At 62.8% G+C, this 14,285-nt stretch carries 17 protein-coding genes and 1 tRNA gene; 13 read left to right on the top strand and 5 right to left on the bottom strand.

Annotated elements, in window-relative coordinates; genetic code table 11:
• Positions 1-83 precede the first annotated feature (83 nt).
• Positions 84-590, top strand: coding sequence for a xanthine phosphoribosyltransferase (gpt, locus tag ACP7AL_RS09660; RefSeq protein ID WP_425990966.1), 507 nt, complete (start codon positions 84-86; stop codon positions 588-590).
• A gap of 148 nt (positions 591-738) precedes the next feature.
• On the top strand, positions 739-1,440 hold the full coding sequence (locus tag ACP7AL_RS09665; RefSeq protein ID WP_006021265.1) for a DUF2270 domain-containing protein: 702 nt from the start codon (positions 739-741) through the stop codon (positions 1,438-1,440).
• Between the two features lie 133 nt (positions 1,441-1,573).
• Here the strand turns inward: ACP7AL_RS09665 and ACP7AL_RS09670 are convergent, their stop codons facing one another.
• Positions 1,574-2,596, bottom strand: coding sequence for a methionine synthase (locus ACP7AL_RS09670; RefSeq protein ID WP_425990968.1), 1,023 nt, complete (start codon positions 2,594-2,596; stop codon positions 1,574-1,576).
• A 160-nt stretch (positions 2,597-2,756) separates the two neighbouring features.
• Between ACP7AL_RS09670 and ACP7AL_RS09675 the strand changes: the two genes are divergently transcribed.
• From ACP7AL_RS09675 to ACP7AL_RS09685, 3 genes are all read left to right on the top strand, one after another.
• A complete protein-coding gene (locus ACP7AL_RS09675) occupies positions 2,757-3,452 on the top strand; it encodes a glutathione binding-like protein (RefSeq protein WP_425990970.1) in 696 nt (231 codons plus the stop codon).
• 171 nt (positions 3,453-3,623) lie between these two features.
• Positions 3,624-4,241, top strand: coding sequence for a 2-hydroxychromene-2-carboxylate isomerase (locus ACP7AL_RS09680; protein ID WP_425990972.1), 618 nt, complete (start codon positions 3,624-3,626; stop codon positions 4,239-4,241).
• 212 nt (positions 4,242-4,453) lie between these two features.
• Positions 4,454-5,428 carry an NADPH:quinone oxidoreductase family protein gene (locus tag ACP7AL_RS09685; RefSeq protein WP_425990974.1) on the top strand — a complete coding sequence of 325 codons (975 nt, stop codon included), beginning with the start codon at positions 4,454-4,456 and terminating at the stop codon, positions 5,426-5,428.
• Positions 5,429-5,432: 4 nt separating this feature from the next.
• Here the strand turns inward: ACP7AL_RS09685 and ACP7AL_RS09690 are convergent, their stop codons facing one another.
• On the bottom strand, positions 5,433-6,329 hold the full coding sequence (locus ACP7AL_RS09690; protein ID WP_425990976.1) for a crotonase/enoyl-CoA hydratase family protein: 897 nt from the start codon (positions 6,327-6,329) through the stop codon (positions 5,433-5,435).
• Positions 6,330-6,492: 163 nt separating this feature from the next.
• Here ACP7AL_RS09690 and ACP7AL_RS09695 point away from each other — a divergent pair, with 163 nt between their 5' ends.
• Positions 6,493-6,990, top strand: coding sequence for a cyclic nucleotide-binding domain-containing protein (locus ACP7AL_RS09695; RefSeq protein ID WP_425990978.1), 498 nt, complete (start codon positions 6,493-6,495; stop codon positions 6,988-6,990).
• Here the strand turns inward: ACP7AL_RS09695 and ACP7AL_RS09700 are convergent.
• Positions 6,917-7,756, bottom strand: a complete 840-nt coding sequence (locus ACP7AL_RS09700) for a metallophosphoesterase family protein (protein ID WP_425990980.1) — start codon at positions 7,754-7,756, stop codon at positions 6,917-6,919. The genes ACP7AL_RS09695 and ACP7AL_RS09700 overlap by 74 nt on opposite strands.
• A 338-nt stretch (positions 7,757-8,094) precedes the next feature.
• Here ACP7AL_RS09700 and ACP7AL_RS09705 point away from each other — a divergent pair.
• From ACP7AL_RS09705 to ACP7AL_RS09725, 5 genes are all read left to right on the top strand, one after another.
• A tRNA-Leu gene (locus ACP7AL_RS09705) sits at positions 8,095-8,181 on the top strand.
• Between the two features lie 43 nt (positions 8,182-8,224).
• A complete protein-coding gene (locus ACP7AL_RS09710) occupies positions 8,225-8,689 on the top strand; it encodes a hypothetical protein (RefSeq protein WP_425990981.1) in 465 nt (154 codons plus the stop codon).
• A 475-nt stretch (positions 8,690-9,164) separates the two neighbouring features.
• Complete coding sequence (locus tag ACP7AL_RS09715; RefSeq protein WP_425990983.1) at positions 9,165-9,599, top strand: hypothetical protein; 435 nt, start codon at positions 9,165-9,167, stop codon at positions 9,597-9,599.
• Positions 9,600-9,652: 53 nt separating this feature from the next.
• Positions 9,653-9,862, top strand: coding sequence for a hypothetical protein (locus tag ACP7AL_RS09720; protein WP_006021255.1), 210 nt, complete (start codon positions 9,653-9,655; stop codon positions 9,860-9,862).
• Positions 9,863-9,937: 75 nt separating this feature from the next.
• The gene (locus ACP7AL_RS09725; RefSeq protein WP_425990985.1) at positions 9,938-10,360 is read left to right on the top strand and encodes a hypothetical protein; all 423 of its coding nucleotides are present in this window, start codon (positions 9,938-9,940) and stop codon (positions 10,358-10,360) included.
• A 27-nt stretch (positions 10,361-10,387) separates the two neighbouring features.
• Here the strand turns inward: ACP7AL_RS09725 and ACP7AL_RS09730 are convergent, their stop codons facing one another.
• Positions 10,388-11,581 (bottom strand): FAD-dependent monooxygenase, encoded by a 1,194-nt coding sequence (locus ACP7AL_RS09730; protein WP_006021252.1) that lies wholly within the window; start codon positions 11,579-11,581, stop codon positions 10,388-10,390.
• 7 nt (positions 11,582-11,588) lie between these two features.
• Positions 11,589-11,834, bottom strand: coding sequence for a zinc-finger domain-containing protein (locus tag ACP7AL_RS09735; RefSeq protein ID WP_019196414.1), 246 nt, complete (start codon positions 11,832-11,834; stop codon positions 11,589-11,591).
• Between the two features lie 288 nt (positions 11,835-12,122).
• Here ACP7AL_RS09735 and ACP7AL_RS09740 point away from each other — a divergent pair, with 288 nt between their 5' ends.
• Both ACP7AL_RS09740 and ACP7AL_RS09745 read left to right on the top strand, forming a co-directional pair.
• Positions 12,123-13,235 carry a hypothetical protein gene (locus ACP7AL_RS09740; RefSeq protein ID WP_425990987.1) on the top strand — a complete coding sequence of 371 codons (1,113 nt, stop codon included), beginning with the start codon at positions 12,123-12,125 and terminating at the stop codon, positions 13,233-13,235.
• Between the two features lie 197 nt (positions 13,236-13,432).
• A complete protein-coding gene (locus tag ACP7AL_RS09745) occupies positions 13,433-14,185 on the top strand; it encodes an alpha/beta fold hydrolase (protein WP_425990988.1) in 753 nt (250 codons plus the stop codon).
• Positions 14,186-14,285 lie beyond the last annotated feature (100 nt).

Consider the following 14,285-nt stretch of genomic DNA (forward strand, 5'->3'; position numbering starts at 1 on the left):
TTGGTCGAGAGAGCGTACGCCCTCACCCGGATTGCTTCGCAATCCGACCTCTCCCCACGGGAGAGGTGAAGGGGAGATCGATGATGAGTGAAGAGGGCGCGCGCAAACCGTTCCCGGTGTCGTGGGACCAGTTTCACCGCGATGCGCGGGCGCTGGCATGGCGGCTCAGCGGGGCGGGGCCGTTTGAAGCGATGATCGCAGTCACGCGCGGTGGCCTCGTCCCCGCGGCGGTGATCGCGCGCGAACTCGGCATCCGCGTCATCGATACGCTGTGCGTGTCGAGCTACAGCCACACCTCGCAGGTGAGCGAGCCGACCGTCCTCAAGGGCATTTCCGACGCGGTGTCGCGGCTCGGCGGCGGCACCGGCAAGGGGCTGCTGGTGGTCGAGGATCTGGTGGACACCGGCAAGACCGCGCGCATTGTGCGCGATCTGGTGCCGCAGGCGCATATCGCCGCGGTCTATGCCAAGCCCATGGGCAAGCCGCTGGTGGATACGTTCATCACGGAAGTCTCGCAGGACACCTGGATCTTCTTTCCGTGGGACACGGGACTGTCGTATCTGCCGCCGATCAAGGACGGGGCGGCGTAGACTCGTTTGACCTCTCCCCGCAGGCGGGGAGAGGGAGAAGGCAGGATAGCGCAGCGTAGTGCGCTGCAACGACCGAACACGCTGGAACCTCGCCGGTCGACCTCGTAATCTGCGATCATCGATGATCTGGATGTGGAGGATCGGGACCATGACCGGCAGCATGATCGAAAACAAACGTGCGTTCGACTCCTCCGATATCACCGCGCTGTCACATCTGTATCGCGGCGAGCTTTACCGCAGCACGGTCTGGCGCACGAGGCTCGATGCCACCACCAACTGGGCGGTCCTGACCACCGGCATTGCGCTGTCCCTGACGTTCAGCAGCGAGCACGCGTCGCCATTGCCGCTGGTGCTGGTGGGGCTTCTGGTCGCCACGTTCCTGTTCATCGAAGCGCGGCGTTACCGCTTCTTCGATTTCTGGCGCATGCGCGCGCATGTGCTTGAAGTCCAGTTCTTCGGGCCCATTCTCAGGGGCGAGGGCGTGCAGACCGCGAACGGCTGGAACGAGATTCTCTATCAGGATTACAAGGCGCCCAACCTGCACATCAGTTACCTCGAGGCGGTCGGCCGGAGGCTTCGCAACAACTACTGCTGGATTTTCGCGATCCAGGTCACCGCCTATCTCGGAAAGCTTCTGATCCATCCGGAGCCTGTCGCCTCGCTGCACGAACTGTTCGCGCGGGCAACCGTCGGGCCGATCCCCGGCCAGCTTGTGCTGTTTGCCGGGCTGATCTTCCATGCGACCTGGATCACCATCGCGCTGGTTACATATCGCAGCCGACGGGGCGCGGGGCGCGCGCGGCCGCCAACTCCTGAAAAGGATCAGTTGCTGGATCTGGCGCGCGGATAGTCACCGCTTTACCTCTCCCCGTTCACGGGGAGAGGTCGGATCGTGAAACGATCCGGGTGAGGGGCGAGAGCGAAGCGCGAAGGTTGCCCCTCACCCCGACCCTCTCCCCGCAAGCGGGGCGAGGGAGAAGTGATCACCCCAGTTTCTCCCTTGCCAGCTTCGCGCCCGCGCCGAGTGCACGCAGCTTGGCTTCGGCGATGTCGCGCCGCATCGGGGCCATGCCGCAGTTCGTGGTCGCGACGATGTTTTCCTTCGGGACGAACTTCATCACGGCCTCGATGGTCTTCACCACGTCGTCGGGCGTTTCCACCACATCGCTGGCGACGTCGATCACGCCGGCCTGCACGATTTTGCCCTTGAGCAGCGCAAGCAGCTCCAGCGGCACATGCGAGTTGCGGCACTCGATGGCGACCTGCTGGATCGGGCTCTTGTCGATGGCCGGGAAAATCTGCTCGTACTGCCGCCATTCGGCGCCGAGCGATTCCTTCCAGTCGGTGTTGGCCTTGATGCCGTAACCGTAACAGATATGAACGGCGGTCTGGCAGGTGAGTCCTTCTGCTGCGCGGGTCAGCGCTTCGATGCCCCAGTCGTTCACTTCATCCATGAACACGTTGAACGCGGGTTCGTCGAACTGGATCATGTCGACGCCGTCGGCGGCAAGCGCCTTGGCTTCCTGATTAAGAAGGTCGGCGAAGGCGAACGCCATCTTCACGCGATCACCGTAATAGCTGTCAGCCAGCGTATCGATGATGGTCATCGGGCCGGGCAGGGTGAACTTCAATTTACGCGTGGTATGGGCCCGCGCGGCCTGCGCCTCGTCGGCATGGACGCGGCCTTTCAGTTTCAGCGGCGCGACCACCTGCGGCACCATCGCCTTATAACGGTCCTTGCGGATTCCCATTTCGACCTTGTGGGCGAAATCGATGCCCTCGACGCGTTCGAGAAAGCCGTGGACGAAATGCTGCCGCGCCTGCTCGCCGTCGGTGACGAGATCGATGCCGGCGTCTTCCTGGATTTTCACCCAGAGCAGCGTCGCATCGCGCTTGGCGCTGGCCAGTTCCGCGCCCTTGAGCTTCCACGGCGCCCACAGCGTATTGGGCTCGGCCAGCCAGTCGGGCTTCGGCAATGAACCGGCGATGGTCGTTTGAAACAGCATAGGACGCTTCCATTGTTATTGTTTGCTTGGCTGGGTGCCTATCTGCCATGTCCGGGCCAAGGCACACAAGTATGGCATACAAGCTGTTCGCGCTTGCGGGATGGAATGTGATCGGGAGCGCGGCTAGGATTGGTCCACAACCCTCACTCGCGGACATCTCATGATCGATCTCTATTATGCGCCGACACCCAACGGGTGGAAAATCTCGATCATGCTGGAGGAACTCGGGCTGCCTTATACGGTGTTTCCGGTGAACATCCGCACCGGCGAGCAGTTCAAGCCGGAATTCCTCGCGATCAGCCCGAACAACCGCATTCCCGCGATGATCGATCAGGCACCTGCCGACGGCGGCGAGCCGATCCCGATGTTCGAGACCGGCGCGATCCTGATCTATCTGGCCGAAAAGACCGGGCGCTTCCTGCCGCAGGATGTGCGCGGGCGCGTCAAGGTGATCCAGTGGGTGATGTGGCAGATGGGCGGGCTCGGCCCGATGCTCGGCCAGCACGGACACTTCGCGCTCTACGCGCCGGAGAAGATTCCCTATGCCATCGAGCGCTACCGCGACGAGGCCTCGCGGCTTTATGCCGTGCTCGACCGGCAGCTTGGCCGGACCGGCGCCTATGTCGCGGGCGAGGAGTATTCCATCGCCGACATCGCCTGTTTTCCCTGGACCATGACCCACAAGGCGCAGGGTTTCACGTTTGACGACTTTCCGAACCTCAAGCGCTGGTATGCGACCGTGCGCGCGCGGCCGGAGGTGCAGAAGGGGCTGTCCGTCGGCAAGTTCGACAAGACGCCGTTCACCGAGGATCAGCGCAAGAACATGTTCGGCAAGACCGCGCAGCAGGCGCAGTGAATTTCAACCTCTCCCCGTTTTACGGGGAGGTCGCGAGCAACGCGAGCGGGTGAGGGGCCGGCATCGTATTGTGAAGTTGCCCCTCACCCCAACCCTCTCCCCGCAAGCGGGGAGAGGGAGCGATAACGAGAATCGTGCGACGTCAGGCGCACAACAAAAGGAAACGCCATCATGATCGAGTTCTTCTTCGACTGCTCCAGCCCATGGACCTATCTGGCCTTCACCAACATCCAGCCGATGGCCAAGGAGCTTGGCGCGCCGATCACATGGCGGCCGATACTGGTCGGCGGCATCTTCAACACCGTCAACAAGGCGATGTATGAGACGCGCGCCAATCCGGTGCCCGCGAAACAGGCTTACACCGCGAAGGACATGCAGGACTGGGCCCGGCTCGCCGGCATCAAGATCACCATGCCGCCGACGATATTTCCGGTGAACGCGGTGAAGTCGATGCGCGGGTGCGTCTGGGTGCAACAGCAGCATCCGGACAAGCTGGTGCCGTTCGCAACCGCGGTGTTCGAGTCGTACTGGGGCGACGATCAGGACATCTCGAAGGATGAGGTGCTGACGAAAATCTGCGAACGTGTCGGCATCGATCCGCAAAAATTCTTCGCAGGCATCGGCGAGCAGTCCGTCAAGGATCAGCTCAAGGCCAACACCGATGAGGCGATCGCGCGCGGCGCATTCGGCTCGCCGACGATCTATCTTGACAAGACCGACATGTATTTCGGCAACGACCGGCTGCCGCTGATCCACGCCAAGCTGCTCGAGATGAAGGCGACGGCGTAATTGCTGTTGTCCTGGCGGATGGTACGGATCAGGACGCGGGCGTGATGCGCTCCCTCTCCCCGTCGGGGAGAGGGGTGGGGTGAGGGGGCTGGATGCCTGAAATGAAATTCGAACCCCCTCACCCGGATTGCTGCGCAATCCGACCTCTCCCCCACGGGGAGAGGTGAAGCACACATCGCATCGCATCGTTATTGCAGATAAGGATCAATTGAATGCCGCGTGCCGTCGTCTGCCGCGAACTCGGGCCGCCGGAGAAGCTGACACTGGAAGATGTGCCGCGTGCCGCGCTGGCACAAGGTCAGGTGCGGGTCGCGATCCATGCGGCGGGACTGAATTTTCCCGACATTTTGATGGCAGCGGGGGAGTATCAGCTCAAGCCGCCGCTGCCGTTCACGCCGGGGATGGAAGCGGCCGGCGAGGTGATCGAGATCGCGGGTGCAGATGGCATCAATGTCGGCGACAGGGTGATCGTGAAGGCGCGGTTCGGCTGCTATGCCGACGAGATCGTTGTCACGCCCGATCAGCTTGTGCCGCTGCCTGCGGCGTTCGACTACGCGCAGGGCGCGGCCTTCTTCGCTGCGCACGGCACGGCCTGGCACGCGCTGCATGATCGCGCGCAGATCAAGCCTGGCGAGGTGCTGCTTGTGCATGGCGCGGGCGGCGGCGTCGGCCTCGCCGCTGTTGAGCTTGGCAAGGTGTTCGGCGCGACTGTGATCGCGTGCGCCTCAAGCGAGGAGAAGCTGGAGGCCGCGAAGCAGCGCGGCGCGGACCATGGCGTGCTCTATGGCCGCGAGCCGTTCAAGGATGCCGTCAAGCGCATCACCGATGGACGCGGCGTCGACGTGGTGTTCGATCCGGTGGGCGGCGAAATTTTCGAGGACAGCCTGCGCTGCATCGCGTGGGGCGCGCGCCTCCTGGTGATCGGCTTCACCGGCGGCGTCGGCGTGGCGAGGACCAATCTCGTGCTCATCAAAGGCGCCAGCGTGCTCGGCGTGCGTGCGGGCGAAGCGGTGCGCAAAAATCCCGCGCTCGGCGTTGCGCGCCAGCAGGATCTCACCCGTCTGGCCAACGAGCGCCGTATCAGCCCCAACATTTCGCATCGCTTGCCGCTGGAAGATTACGCGGCGGCGATGCGCTTGCTGATAGACCGCCGCGTCATCGGGCGCGTGGTGCTGACGATGCGGTAGGCCTCTACTTGTATTCCCGTTCGGTCCACCACGGGAAATACGACGGCATGTCCTTCGACACCGTCTGCGCGAATTTCGCGGGCCGCTTTTCCAGGAACGACATCACGCCTTCGCGCACGTCGGCGGACTGGCCGCGCGAATAGATGCCGCGGCTGTCGACCTTGTGGGCCTCCATCGGATCGTCCGCGCCCAGCATGCGCCACATCTGCTGGCGGATCAGCGCGATCGACACCGGCGCGGCGTTCTCCACGATCTCGCGCGCAATGGCGCGGGCCGTGGTGATTAACTCATCCGCGGGCACGACCTTGCTGACGAGGCGGCCGGCGAGGGCTTCATCGGCTGGAAACACGCGGCCGGAATAACACCATTCCAGCGCCTGCGAGATGCCGACAATGCGCGGCAGGAACCAGCTCGATGCGGCTTCCGGCACGATGCCGCGCCGCGCGAACACGAAGCCGAACCGGGCATCGACCGAGGCGATGCGAATGTCCATCGGAAGCTGCATGGTGACACCGATGCCGACGGCCGCGCCGTTGATCGCGCCGATCACGGGCTTTAGGCACTTGAAGATGCGCAGCGTCACGCGTCCGCCGCCGTCGCGCACCGCATCGTCGCTCCATTCGACTTCGCCGTTCGGGCGCAGCGGCGCAGTCTTGCGATCGGACCGCGCGGCCCGGTCGAATGTCGCGCCGCCTTCCGAAAGATCGGCGCCCGCGCAGAACGCGCGTCCCGCGCCGGTCACGATGATGGCGCGGACGTCGTCGTCGGCGTCGGCTGCATCGAACGCCGCGATCAGTTCGTCCATCATGACATGCGTGAACGCATTCATCTTGTCCGGACGGTTCAGCGTGATGGTCAGGATATGGTCCTGAACCTCGTATTTGATCTGCTGATAAGCCATCGACGCTTTCTCTCCCGCTGGTTTCTTTTTGTTAATGCCGTTTGAACGGCCATCCTAGCGCGTCTCCTCAAGTGCTGGCAATTTGCGCAGACGGGACGCCACTATGCGATGGACGTTTTAAACGGCGAGGCTTAGCCTTGCTGTGATCGGGATGGAGACAGGAATGCGCGCGGTTCTTGAACATTGCGTCGGAGGGCAGGAAACGTCGCTTCCTGCCGATGCGCTGCTGATCCGGGAAGGGGAGACCACCGGGCGGCTCTATGTTCTGCTGAGCGGCCGGCTCGATGTTCTGAAGGGCGAAACGGTGGTCGCCACCGTCACCCAGCCCGGCGCCATCCTCGGCGAGATGTCGGTGCTGCTGGGCCAGCCGCATACCGCAACGGTGCGCGCCACGGTGGCCTCGACGGTTTATCAGTTCGATGACGCCGCCGCGTTCCTGCGCGCACAACCTGCGGTCGCGCTTCTTGTCGCGCAGCTTCTTGCGCACAGGCTCAATGCGGCGACAACGTATCTCGCCGACATCAAGCGGCAGTATGCCGACCACGACAATCATCTGTCGATGGTCGGCGATGTGCTTGAAAGTCTGGTCAACCTGTCTCCGGATGCGTCGTCGCGGGGATCGGACCGCCAGCCTGAGCCGCTGCCTGACTCCCGGCTATAAGCCATTCCGGAAATGCTTCGACGGTGTCCGCAGGCCGCCGCAGCGGCTTGCCGAGGTCGATCGACTGTTCGCCTGCCGCCGAAAACCAGTAGGCCCTGTTGCTGTCCAGATCGAGCACGATGTGCGCGGGCGTCGGTCCGAACTGTTGCCCCATATTGAAGACCCATGTATCGCCGATCCGGTCGAACCAGGAGCCGTCCTTGACGAACGGTGACTGGTGCACATGGCCCGACAGCACGATGTCCGGCCTGTAGCTCTCGATCCACTGCACAAGCTCGGCGTCACCGAAAGTGCGCGCGCCGCCCCAGCTCGTCGGCGAGTTCGCGGCCGGCGCGTGATGAATCCAGATCCAGCGTCCGCGATGCGCGGCGGCGGCTTCCTCGAGCTGCACGCCGATCTGCTCCTTGACGCGCGGGCCATCCCACCACGGGCAGACCGTGAAGAAGGTATCGCCGATGGTCAGGCTTTCGCCGTCATGGGCAATCCCGAGATTGCCGAGGTCGCCGATCCAGCGCGAGATTCGCTCCCCGGCCTCGTCGCGTTCGTCGAGATCGTGATTGCCCGAGCAGAGAATCACGCGCGTCTTGCTGGCTAGACGTTCGAGATATTTCCGCACGACGACGATCTGGGCGCGGAAATCGACAATCGATCCGATGTCGAGCGCATCGCCTGCGATGATCACCACATCGAACCGCGGCGCGATGCTGAGCACCCAGTCGAACTGCGGCAGGGCGTAATGCAGGTCGGCAACCACGAGGCAGCGCATGACGAATCACACCCCTAAATTCCAGTTCGCGAAAGCTCCTGAAGGCGCTGTTCGCGACGATCCGTCCGGCCCCGCATTTGTACCGTCAAACGCGAGCCATGCAAATCGGCGGTGTGAAATTCGGCAGGTCTTTTCGCCGCACGACATGCGATTGAGGCCTGCCATGCCTATGTTTTTTGCATTCGCGCGCGCCGGAGCGGCGTTGCGGTGGGAGTTTCAGAGCGCTCGATCATCGATTCCGGGTGCCCGGATTCCGGCGATATTGTCCACGGCACGCGCGTTTTACGTTACAAACCGGGCTTTCAGCCGCACCCCGCGCGATGTTACAACCCGCGCGCGCGGACGTGGCGGAATTGGTAGACGCAAGGGACTTAAAATCCCTCGATGGCAACGTCGTGCGGGTTCGATTCCCGCCGTCCGCACCAAGATGAGCGAATACGCGATAGGTCTTTTACTTGGGATGAAATCGTGAGTGGGGAGCTTCCCAATTTCCACCCTGATTGTTGCGAGAAGGTCGCCAGGATCGCCGCCGTAGCAAACGTGTTCTTGCTAGTTGTTCAGGTGTTCATTTTGGTGGCAGTGTCGCCTACCCAATGTCTCGGATGGCAAATCCCCAACAAGCTAGGTTCATCCTCGCTGTGGGGGATTGTCGCCATCGCCGCATTTGGAGTTGTGATCAGCGTTTATAGGGCTCTGACTTGGAAGAAATTCGTTCAAAGGAGTATCTACGGCGAGGGGGAGGAAGAGCCCAGCCGCTTTCCACCTATTGGGCCACGGGAAGCAATTAATAGACTCGTCGGCTTCGACGAAAGCCTTCGCAAGCAAGTCATCACGGACCAATTATTTTTAGCTGTTAATGTTGGCTGGACACTGTTTTGTGGCTTTCCATTGTTTCTGATGCTTGGGGTCTGCGTAGGCTGGCCTAAGCCGTGACAGACGAAGTCATAAGCACGGAAGAACGGAAGCGATGGTTCATCGGTTTGTTCGCCGTTTGCCACGTCATTTACTTCTTTCTCTTCATCCCGATCGTAGCAATGCGTACGTGGAGCATCGACCGGCGTCCCGTTGTTGTGGCCCGTGTCTCTGATGCGCGCGTGGAACTAGTCCGGGCCAAGACCTCTTATCGAGGGGTGAGAGCTACGATAGATTTCGAGCGGCCCGGCCCGAACGGGCCGATAAGCTGCCATCTTGAAGACTACGTTATGGGTCGAGATGATGAGCCAAAGGCACATGTAAGCGAATTTGAGCTGGCAGTTCATCCCAATTCATGCTGGGACGCGGTTCGTCTTCCTCTCGCAGTCCCGCGTAGCATTGCAGAGTGGGTTCTTTGCTACATGTTCGGGAGCCTTGTGATATTTGTCGGTGGCATTGCAGCCGCCATGCGTCGCTCCTCGTGATGCTCCGCAGGGTGAAGGAACAAGGTCGGGATACGAACGTGTTTTTCAGAACTGCCGTACGCGCATTGCTTGCCTCTGTAGTATTTGCCCCGACTCTTTTTATCCCAATGATCGCCCGCGGTCAGGGAAGTGAATGGCCGGCGGCGCTGGTCTGTCAGGCGAGCGTGCAATCCTATTTCAACCTGCCGCAACCGCCTCGCCAGATCGATGAAAGTTTCGGCTGGCTGATTTTCAGAAGTTCGCTGGGCGGCGTTTATGACTGCAAGGTGTGGGGCAGCTCCGTTTCGCTGAAATGGAAAAGTCACAACGGCACCATGAGCAACAGCAGGACTGAGGTCGATGCGAATGGTCCGGTGCTGACGGTTCGGCCGGGCGGAACGGGACAGTGGCGATTTCGCCGCATTGCTGACGGATATGGTTTGTTAAACGAGGGCAGGCACCGCTAAATGTGTCCGGGGGAATCTATCTGACCTCCTGACCGCCGATCGAAGGACTGACAATGGTGGACAAGCAAGCCCTGCGCGAAGAGACCGAACGGCTGGTGCGCGAGGCGATGGAACGCAAGGCTCTCGTGGTCAAGCAGGGCAACACGCGCTTCGAGGCCACCTGCGGCAAGTGCGGCAAGGCCAACCGCGTCACCGCGGAGAAGGGCACCAAGCGTGCGGCGTTCACCTGCAAGGAATGCGGCCACAAGCAGGAAACGCTTTGACCGGTCTGTCTCCTCAGCGCCCACCACAAATTCAACACGAAGACCCGCAACACGACGCGTATGGAACACGAGTGGATGCTTAAGGGGCTGGATCGCGGGCACGTGCGGCAGCGAGGGGCGGGCGGGCTGAGCGCCGCCCTGCGCATGGCCGTCCTTGGCGCGGTTGCGATGGGCCTCGGCGCTTGCGCGAGCCCGGGCGAGGGAGGCTTCGGGTCGAGTGTGTTTCTCGATCCGGCCAAGTACGAACTCTACAATTGCCAGCAACTCGTCTCCACCCGCAGGGACGTGAACAATCGCGTGGTCGAACTGGAAGGGCTGATGGCGAAAGCCGAGACCGGAGCAGGCGGAGCGCTGGTTTCGGGACTTGCGTATCAGACGGATTATCGCGCCCAGCGCGCCCAGCGCGACGATCTCGATGCGAGGATAGCACGCGACAATTGCAGCGCCGAGGTTGCGCCGCCCGCGGCTCCTGCCGCTGCGCCTAAACGCAAACGCTGATCCTGCCAGCGCCGTTTGAGCGGCGCATCACGACATGCGCCAGTCGTAGATCCAGTCCTGCTGCGACAGCAGCCGCGATCCGCCCAGCACCCTGATGACCTGATCGCGCGCGAAGCCGACCGGCCCGCCGAGATGATACCTCTGGCCGTTCTTGCGCGCCGTGCGCTGCGCCCGCGTCACGCGCGGCGCGCGCAGGCGGGCGTATTGGGCGAACGCCGCCGTTGGATTGGTCGGCGAGCTTTCAAGGCATTTCGCGATCACCGCGGCATCCTCGATCGCCATGCCGGCGCCCTGCGCGGCGAACGGCAGCATCGCGTGCGAGGCGTCGCCCAGCAATGCAATCGGTCCCTTGTTCCAGGCGCCGCCGTCGCGCATGGCGAACAGCGCCCATTTGCGCCAGCCGTCGACCGCGCCGATCATCATGCGCGCGGCGATCGGCCATCGCGGCGCTGAGAACTGATTGGCGATCTCGACCACATCGCCGGGCTCGCTCCAGCCCGGCCTGTTCCACTTGCCCGAGATGATCGCGACCACGTTGATGCGCTTGCCGCCCGACATCGGGTAGGCGACCAGATGTGCGTTCGTTCCCATCCAGAGCTGCACGCGCTGCGTATTGAAGCCGCGCGGCAACTGCGTCGCGTCCACCGTGCCGCGCCATGCGATGCTGCCGGTGAACTGCGGCTGCGCTTCGGGGAAAATCTGATGCCGCACACTGGACCAGACGCCGTCGGCGCCGATCAGCGCCAGTGCCTGCTCCTGCTGCCGCGCCGTGCCCCGCCGCTGAACGACGGTGACGCCCTTCGGGTAGACGGCGACGTCCTCGAACTGTGCACCAAGCCGCAGGTCGATATCGGGATGGCTCGTAACCCTCGCCACCAGCGCGGCCTGAAGGTCGGCCCGGCGGACGATCCAGTACGGCGCGCCATAGCGGAATGTGGCGGCTTCGCCGAGCGGAATCCGGCCGATCTCCTTGCCGGTGCGGGCGGTCATGATGCTGATCGAGTCGGGCGCGATCACATGCGGCGCGAGGGCGGGCTCAAGACCGAGATCGATCAGGATGCGGCTGGCATTCGGAGAAAGCTGGAGGCCCGCGCCGGCTTCCTGGAGTTTTTCTGCACGCTCGAGAATGATGACACGGAAGCCGCGCGCGGCCAGCGCCAGCGCAGCCGTCAGTCCCCCAATACCCGCACCAGCGACAACGATGGTGCGCGAATCGGCCACAGGCTTTTTAGGCGACCTTGTCTTTCAGCACGCATTCGGGCGGGCGGGCTTCGCCGGCCTTCAGATCGGCGGCGTAGCGATACAGCGTCGAGCAGTACGGGCAGATGATCTCGTTGTCGTCGCCGAGATCGAGGAAGACGTGTGGATGATCGAACGGGGGATTCGCACCCACGCACATGAACTCCCGAGAGCCGATTTCGATGATGGCCACGCCCGCATCGTTATGAAAGTGAGGGACGACGTGATCCGCCATAACAATCCTACCCCAATCCTAGTCTGGTGCGTCTTTGCCCATACCCCAGCACGCGCAGCGACGACGCAGTCGCTGCCTTGCAGCATACCGAGCGATACAGCTTATTCCTAGATTGCGGCATCGGATTCGTCCAATTCGCCGCAGAAGTCAGCATATGAATTCGACACAATCCTGCCGCCTTGGGAAAGCCCTTCTTTCGTTGGGGAGGTTGTGTCCGAAAAACGGCACACCATGTCATCGGCCAGTCATGGTCTCGAACCGGCGGGGCATTGAGGGGTTATCGTCCGTATGAAGGGTTTCTGGCGCATCGGTTTGACCCTCGCGGGCGCGGCTGCTTCGGCGGCGGCATTTGCCGCGCTGTGGCCCCATGCGCGCGAGGCCTCGGCCCTGCTGCTGGCTCAGGACGACCCGGCCCAGTTGTCGGACATTCAGGTCAATTCCGCCTTGCGAACGAATGCCGCGGCCATCGGGCAGGGCGCCGCGCAGGCGCTCGCGGATAACGACGCCGATCTGGCCAAAAGCTTCACCGATCTGGCGCAGGACAGGGGCGTCGCGCTGCCGTCCGGATTGGCGGCGCGGGTCGATGCCGCGGTCACCGACGAGAATTCCACCGCCAGTACGGCGCGGCGCTTTGCCACCGGCTTCGTGACCGGCGAGGCGGACGATGTGGCGAGCCTCTCCGGCACGGTCGCCGGCGACCTGTTCGTGTTCGGCGACATCCGCGATGTGGTGCGCGAGGGCAAGCGGCTGGCGATGGGCGAGAACGCCGATCAGTTGGTGCTCGGACTGGCGAGCGTCGGCCTGTTGGTAACGGCGGCGACATACGTTTCGGCCGGTGGCGCGACGCCGGTGCGTGCCGGGCTGTCGATGGTGAAGGATGCGCGCAAGGTCGGCCGGCTCGGCGCGGGCCTCACCGAATGGGCGGGGCGCTCTGCGCGCGGCGTGATCGACGCGCCGATGCTGCAACAGGCGGTCGCGACCGCATCGATCGCGCGGCCCGGCCAGACCATCAGCGCGGTGAAGGCCGCGTTCAAGGCGGAGAAGGCGGGCGCGCTGGTGCGTCTCGCCAAGGATGTCGGCCGCGTCAGCGAGAAAGCGGGCACCAAAGGCGCGCTCGACGTGCTGCGTATTGCCGACGGGCCGAAGGATGTCGCGCGCGCTGCAAAGCTCGCGGAATCCAAAGGCAGCCAGACCCGCGCCCTTGTGAAAATTCTCGGTCGCGGCGCGCTGCTGCTGACCGCAGGCGCATTCAATCTGGCGTGGTGGGTGTTTGCCGCATTGCTGGCGCTGTTCGGATTTATCACCTCGATCAAGGCGACGACCGAACGGCTGACGCTGTCATGGATTCAACGCTCCAAACTCAAACGCGCGCGGCGCGAGCTTGCTGAGGCTCAGTCGTAACGCCTCATCATTGCGAGCGAAGCGAAGCAATCCACTCCGATCCACTCTTATAAAACAAGGCTGGATTGCTTCGTCGCAAGTGCTCCTCGCAATGACGAAGCAGTAGACTGGCCTTGTTGGCTGCATCCGGGTAAACTTCACGCCTCGCATCGCGGCCGCTCCGGCTGCATCACTTCCCACGAACACTGGACGACAAGATGCCGAGTTTTCACAACGGCTCCGTTGAGCTTTCGTACCTCGATGAAGGCGAGGGCGATCCGATCGTCCTCGTGCACGGCTTTGCATCGAGCAAGAATGTGAACTGGGCCTATCCCGGATGGACGTCGACACTGACCAAGGCGGGACGCCGCGTCATCGCGCTCGATCTGCGCGGGCATGGTGAATCCACCAAGCTGTACGACTCCGAGGACTATCACATCGGCACCATGGCCGGTGACGTGCGCGCGCTGATGGATCATCTGAACATCGAACGCGCCGATATGATGGGTTACTCGATGGGAGGACGCATCACCGCCTATCTCGGCCAGCGCAGTCCGGAGCGCCTGCGCAACATTATCCTCGGCGGCATCGGCATGGGTTTGATCGAAGGCGGCGGGCCGGGTGAGAACGTCGCCTCGGCGCTGGAAGCGGCATCGCTCGACGACGTCACCGATCCGGTCGGCCGGACGTTTCGTGCGTTTGCAGATCAGACCCGCTCGGATCGCAGGGCGCTTGCGGCGTGCCTGCGCGGTAGCCGGCGGCTGATGACACGCGACGAAGCGGCCGCGATTGCCGTTCCGACGCTGATCGCAGTGGGCACGACCGACGACATCGCAGGCTCCGCATCCCGGCTCGCGGAAGTCATTCCGGGGTCGCAAGTGCTTGATATTCCAAACCGCGATCACATGCGCGCGGTGGGCGATCGCGTCTATAAGGACGGCGTTCTGGAGTTCCTGGCTAAACGGCCATGACATGCATCTGTGACGGGAGATGTAGATAATTATTCTACGGAGGCGGGAGATAATTATTCCAACGTCAACCTTGGCAACTGTTGCGGCCTTTCAACTTCCC

Origin of the sequence: Afipia sp. DC4300-2b1, from assembly GCF_049895725.1 — a bacterium.
GTDB classification, from domain to species: Bacteria; Pseudomonadota; Alphaproteobacteria; order Rhizobiales; family Xanthobacteraceae; genus Afipia; species Afipia broomeae.

Excerpts from the sequence above, each read along its gene's own strand:
- gpt (WP_425990966.1), top strand. The coding sequence starts at position 84 with ATGAGTGAAGAGGGCGCGCGCAAACCGTTCCCGGTGTCGTGGGACCAG.
- ACP7AL_RS09665 (WP_006021265.1), top strand. The coding sequence starts at position 739 with ATGACCGGCAGCATGATCGAAAACAAACGTGCGTTCGACTCCTCCGAT.
- ACP7AL_RS09670 (WP_425990968.1), bottom strand. The coding sequence starts at position 2,596 with ATGCTGTTTCAAACGACCATCGCCGGTTCATTGCCGAAGCCCGACTGG.
- ACP7AL_RS09675 (WP_425990970.1), top strand. The coding sequence starts at position 2,757 with ATGATCGATCTCTATTATGCGCCGACACCCAACGGGTGGAAAATCTCG.
- ACP7AL_RS09680 (WP_425990972.1), top strand. The coding sequence starts at position 3,624 with ATGATCGAGTTCTTCTTCGACTGCTCCAGCCCATGGACCTATCTGGCC.
- ACP7AL_RS09685 (WP_425990974.1), top strand. The coding sequence starts at position 4,454 with ATGCCGCGTGCCGTCGTCTGCCGCGAACTCGGGCCGCCGGAGAAGCTG.
- ACP7AL_RS09690 (WP_425990976.1), bottom strand. The coding sequence starts at position 6,329 with ATGGCTTATCAGCAGATCAAATACGAGGTTCAGGACCATATCCTGACC.
- ACP7AL_RS09695 (WP_425990978.1), top strand. The coding sequence starts at position 6,493 with ATGCGCGCGGTTCTTGAACATTGCGTCGGAGGGCAGGAAACGTCGCTT.
- ACP7AL_RS09700 (WP_425990980.1), bottom strand. The coding sequence starts at position 7,756 with ATGCGCTGCCTCGTGGTTGCCGACCTGCATTACGCCCTGCCGCAGTTC.
- ACP7AL_RS09720 (WP_006021255.1), top strand. The coding sequence starts at position 9,653 with ATGGTGGACAAGCAAGCCCTGCGCGAAGAGACCGAACGGCTGGTGCGC.
- ACP7AL_RS09725 (WP_425990985.1), top strand. The coding sequence starts at position 9,938 with ATGCTTAAGGGGCTGGATCGCGGGCACGTGCGGCAGCGAGGGGCGGGC.
- ACP7AL_RS09735 (WP_019196414.1), bottom strand. The coding sequence starts at position 11,834 with ATGGCGGATCACGTCGTCCCTCACTTTCATAACGATGCGGGCGTGGCC.
- ACP7AL_RS09740 (WP_425990987.1), top strand. The coding sequence starts at position 12,123 with ATGAAGGGTTTCTGGCGCATCGGTTTGACCCTCGCGGGCGCGGCTGCT.
- ACP7AL_RS09745 (WP_425990988.1), top strand. The coding sequence starts at position 13,433 with ATGCCGAGTTTTCACAACGGCTCCGTTGAGCTTTCGTACCTCGATGAA.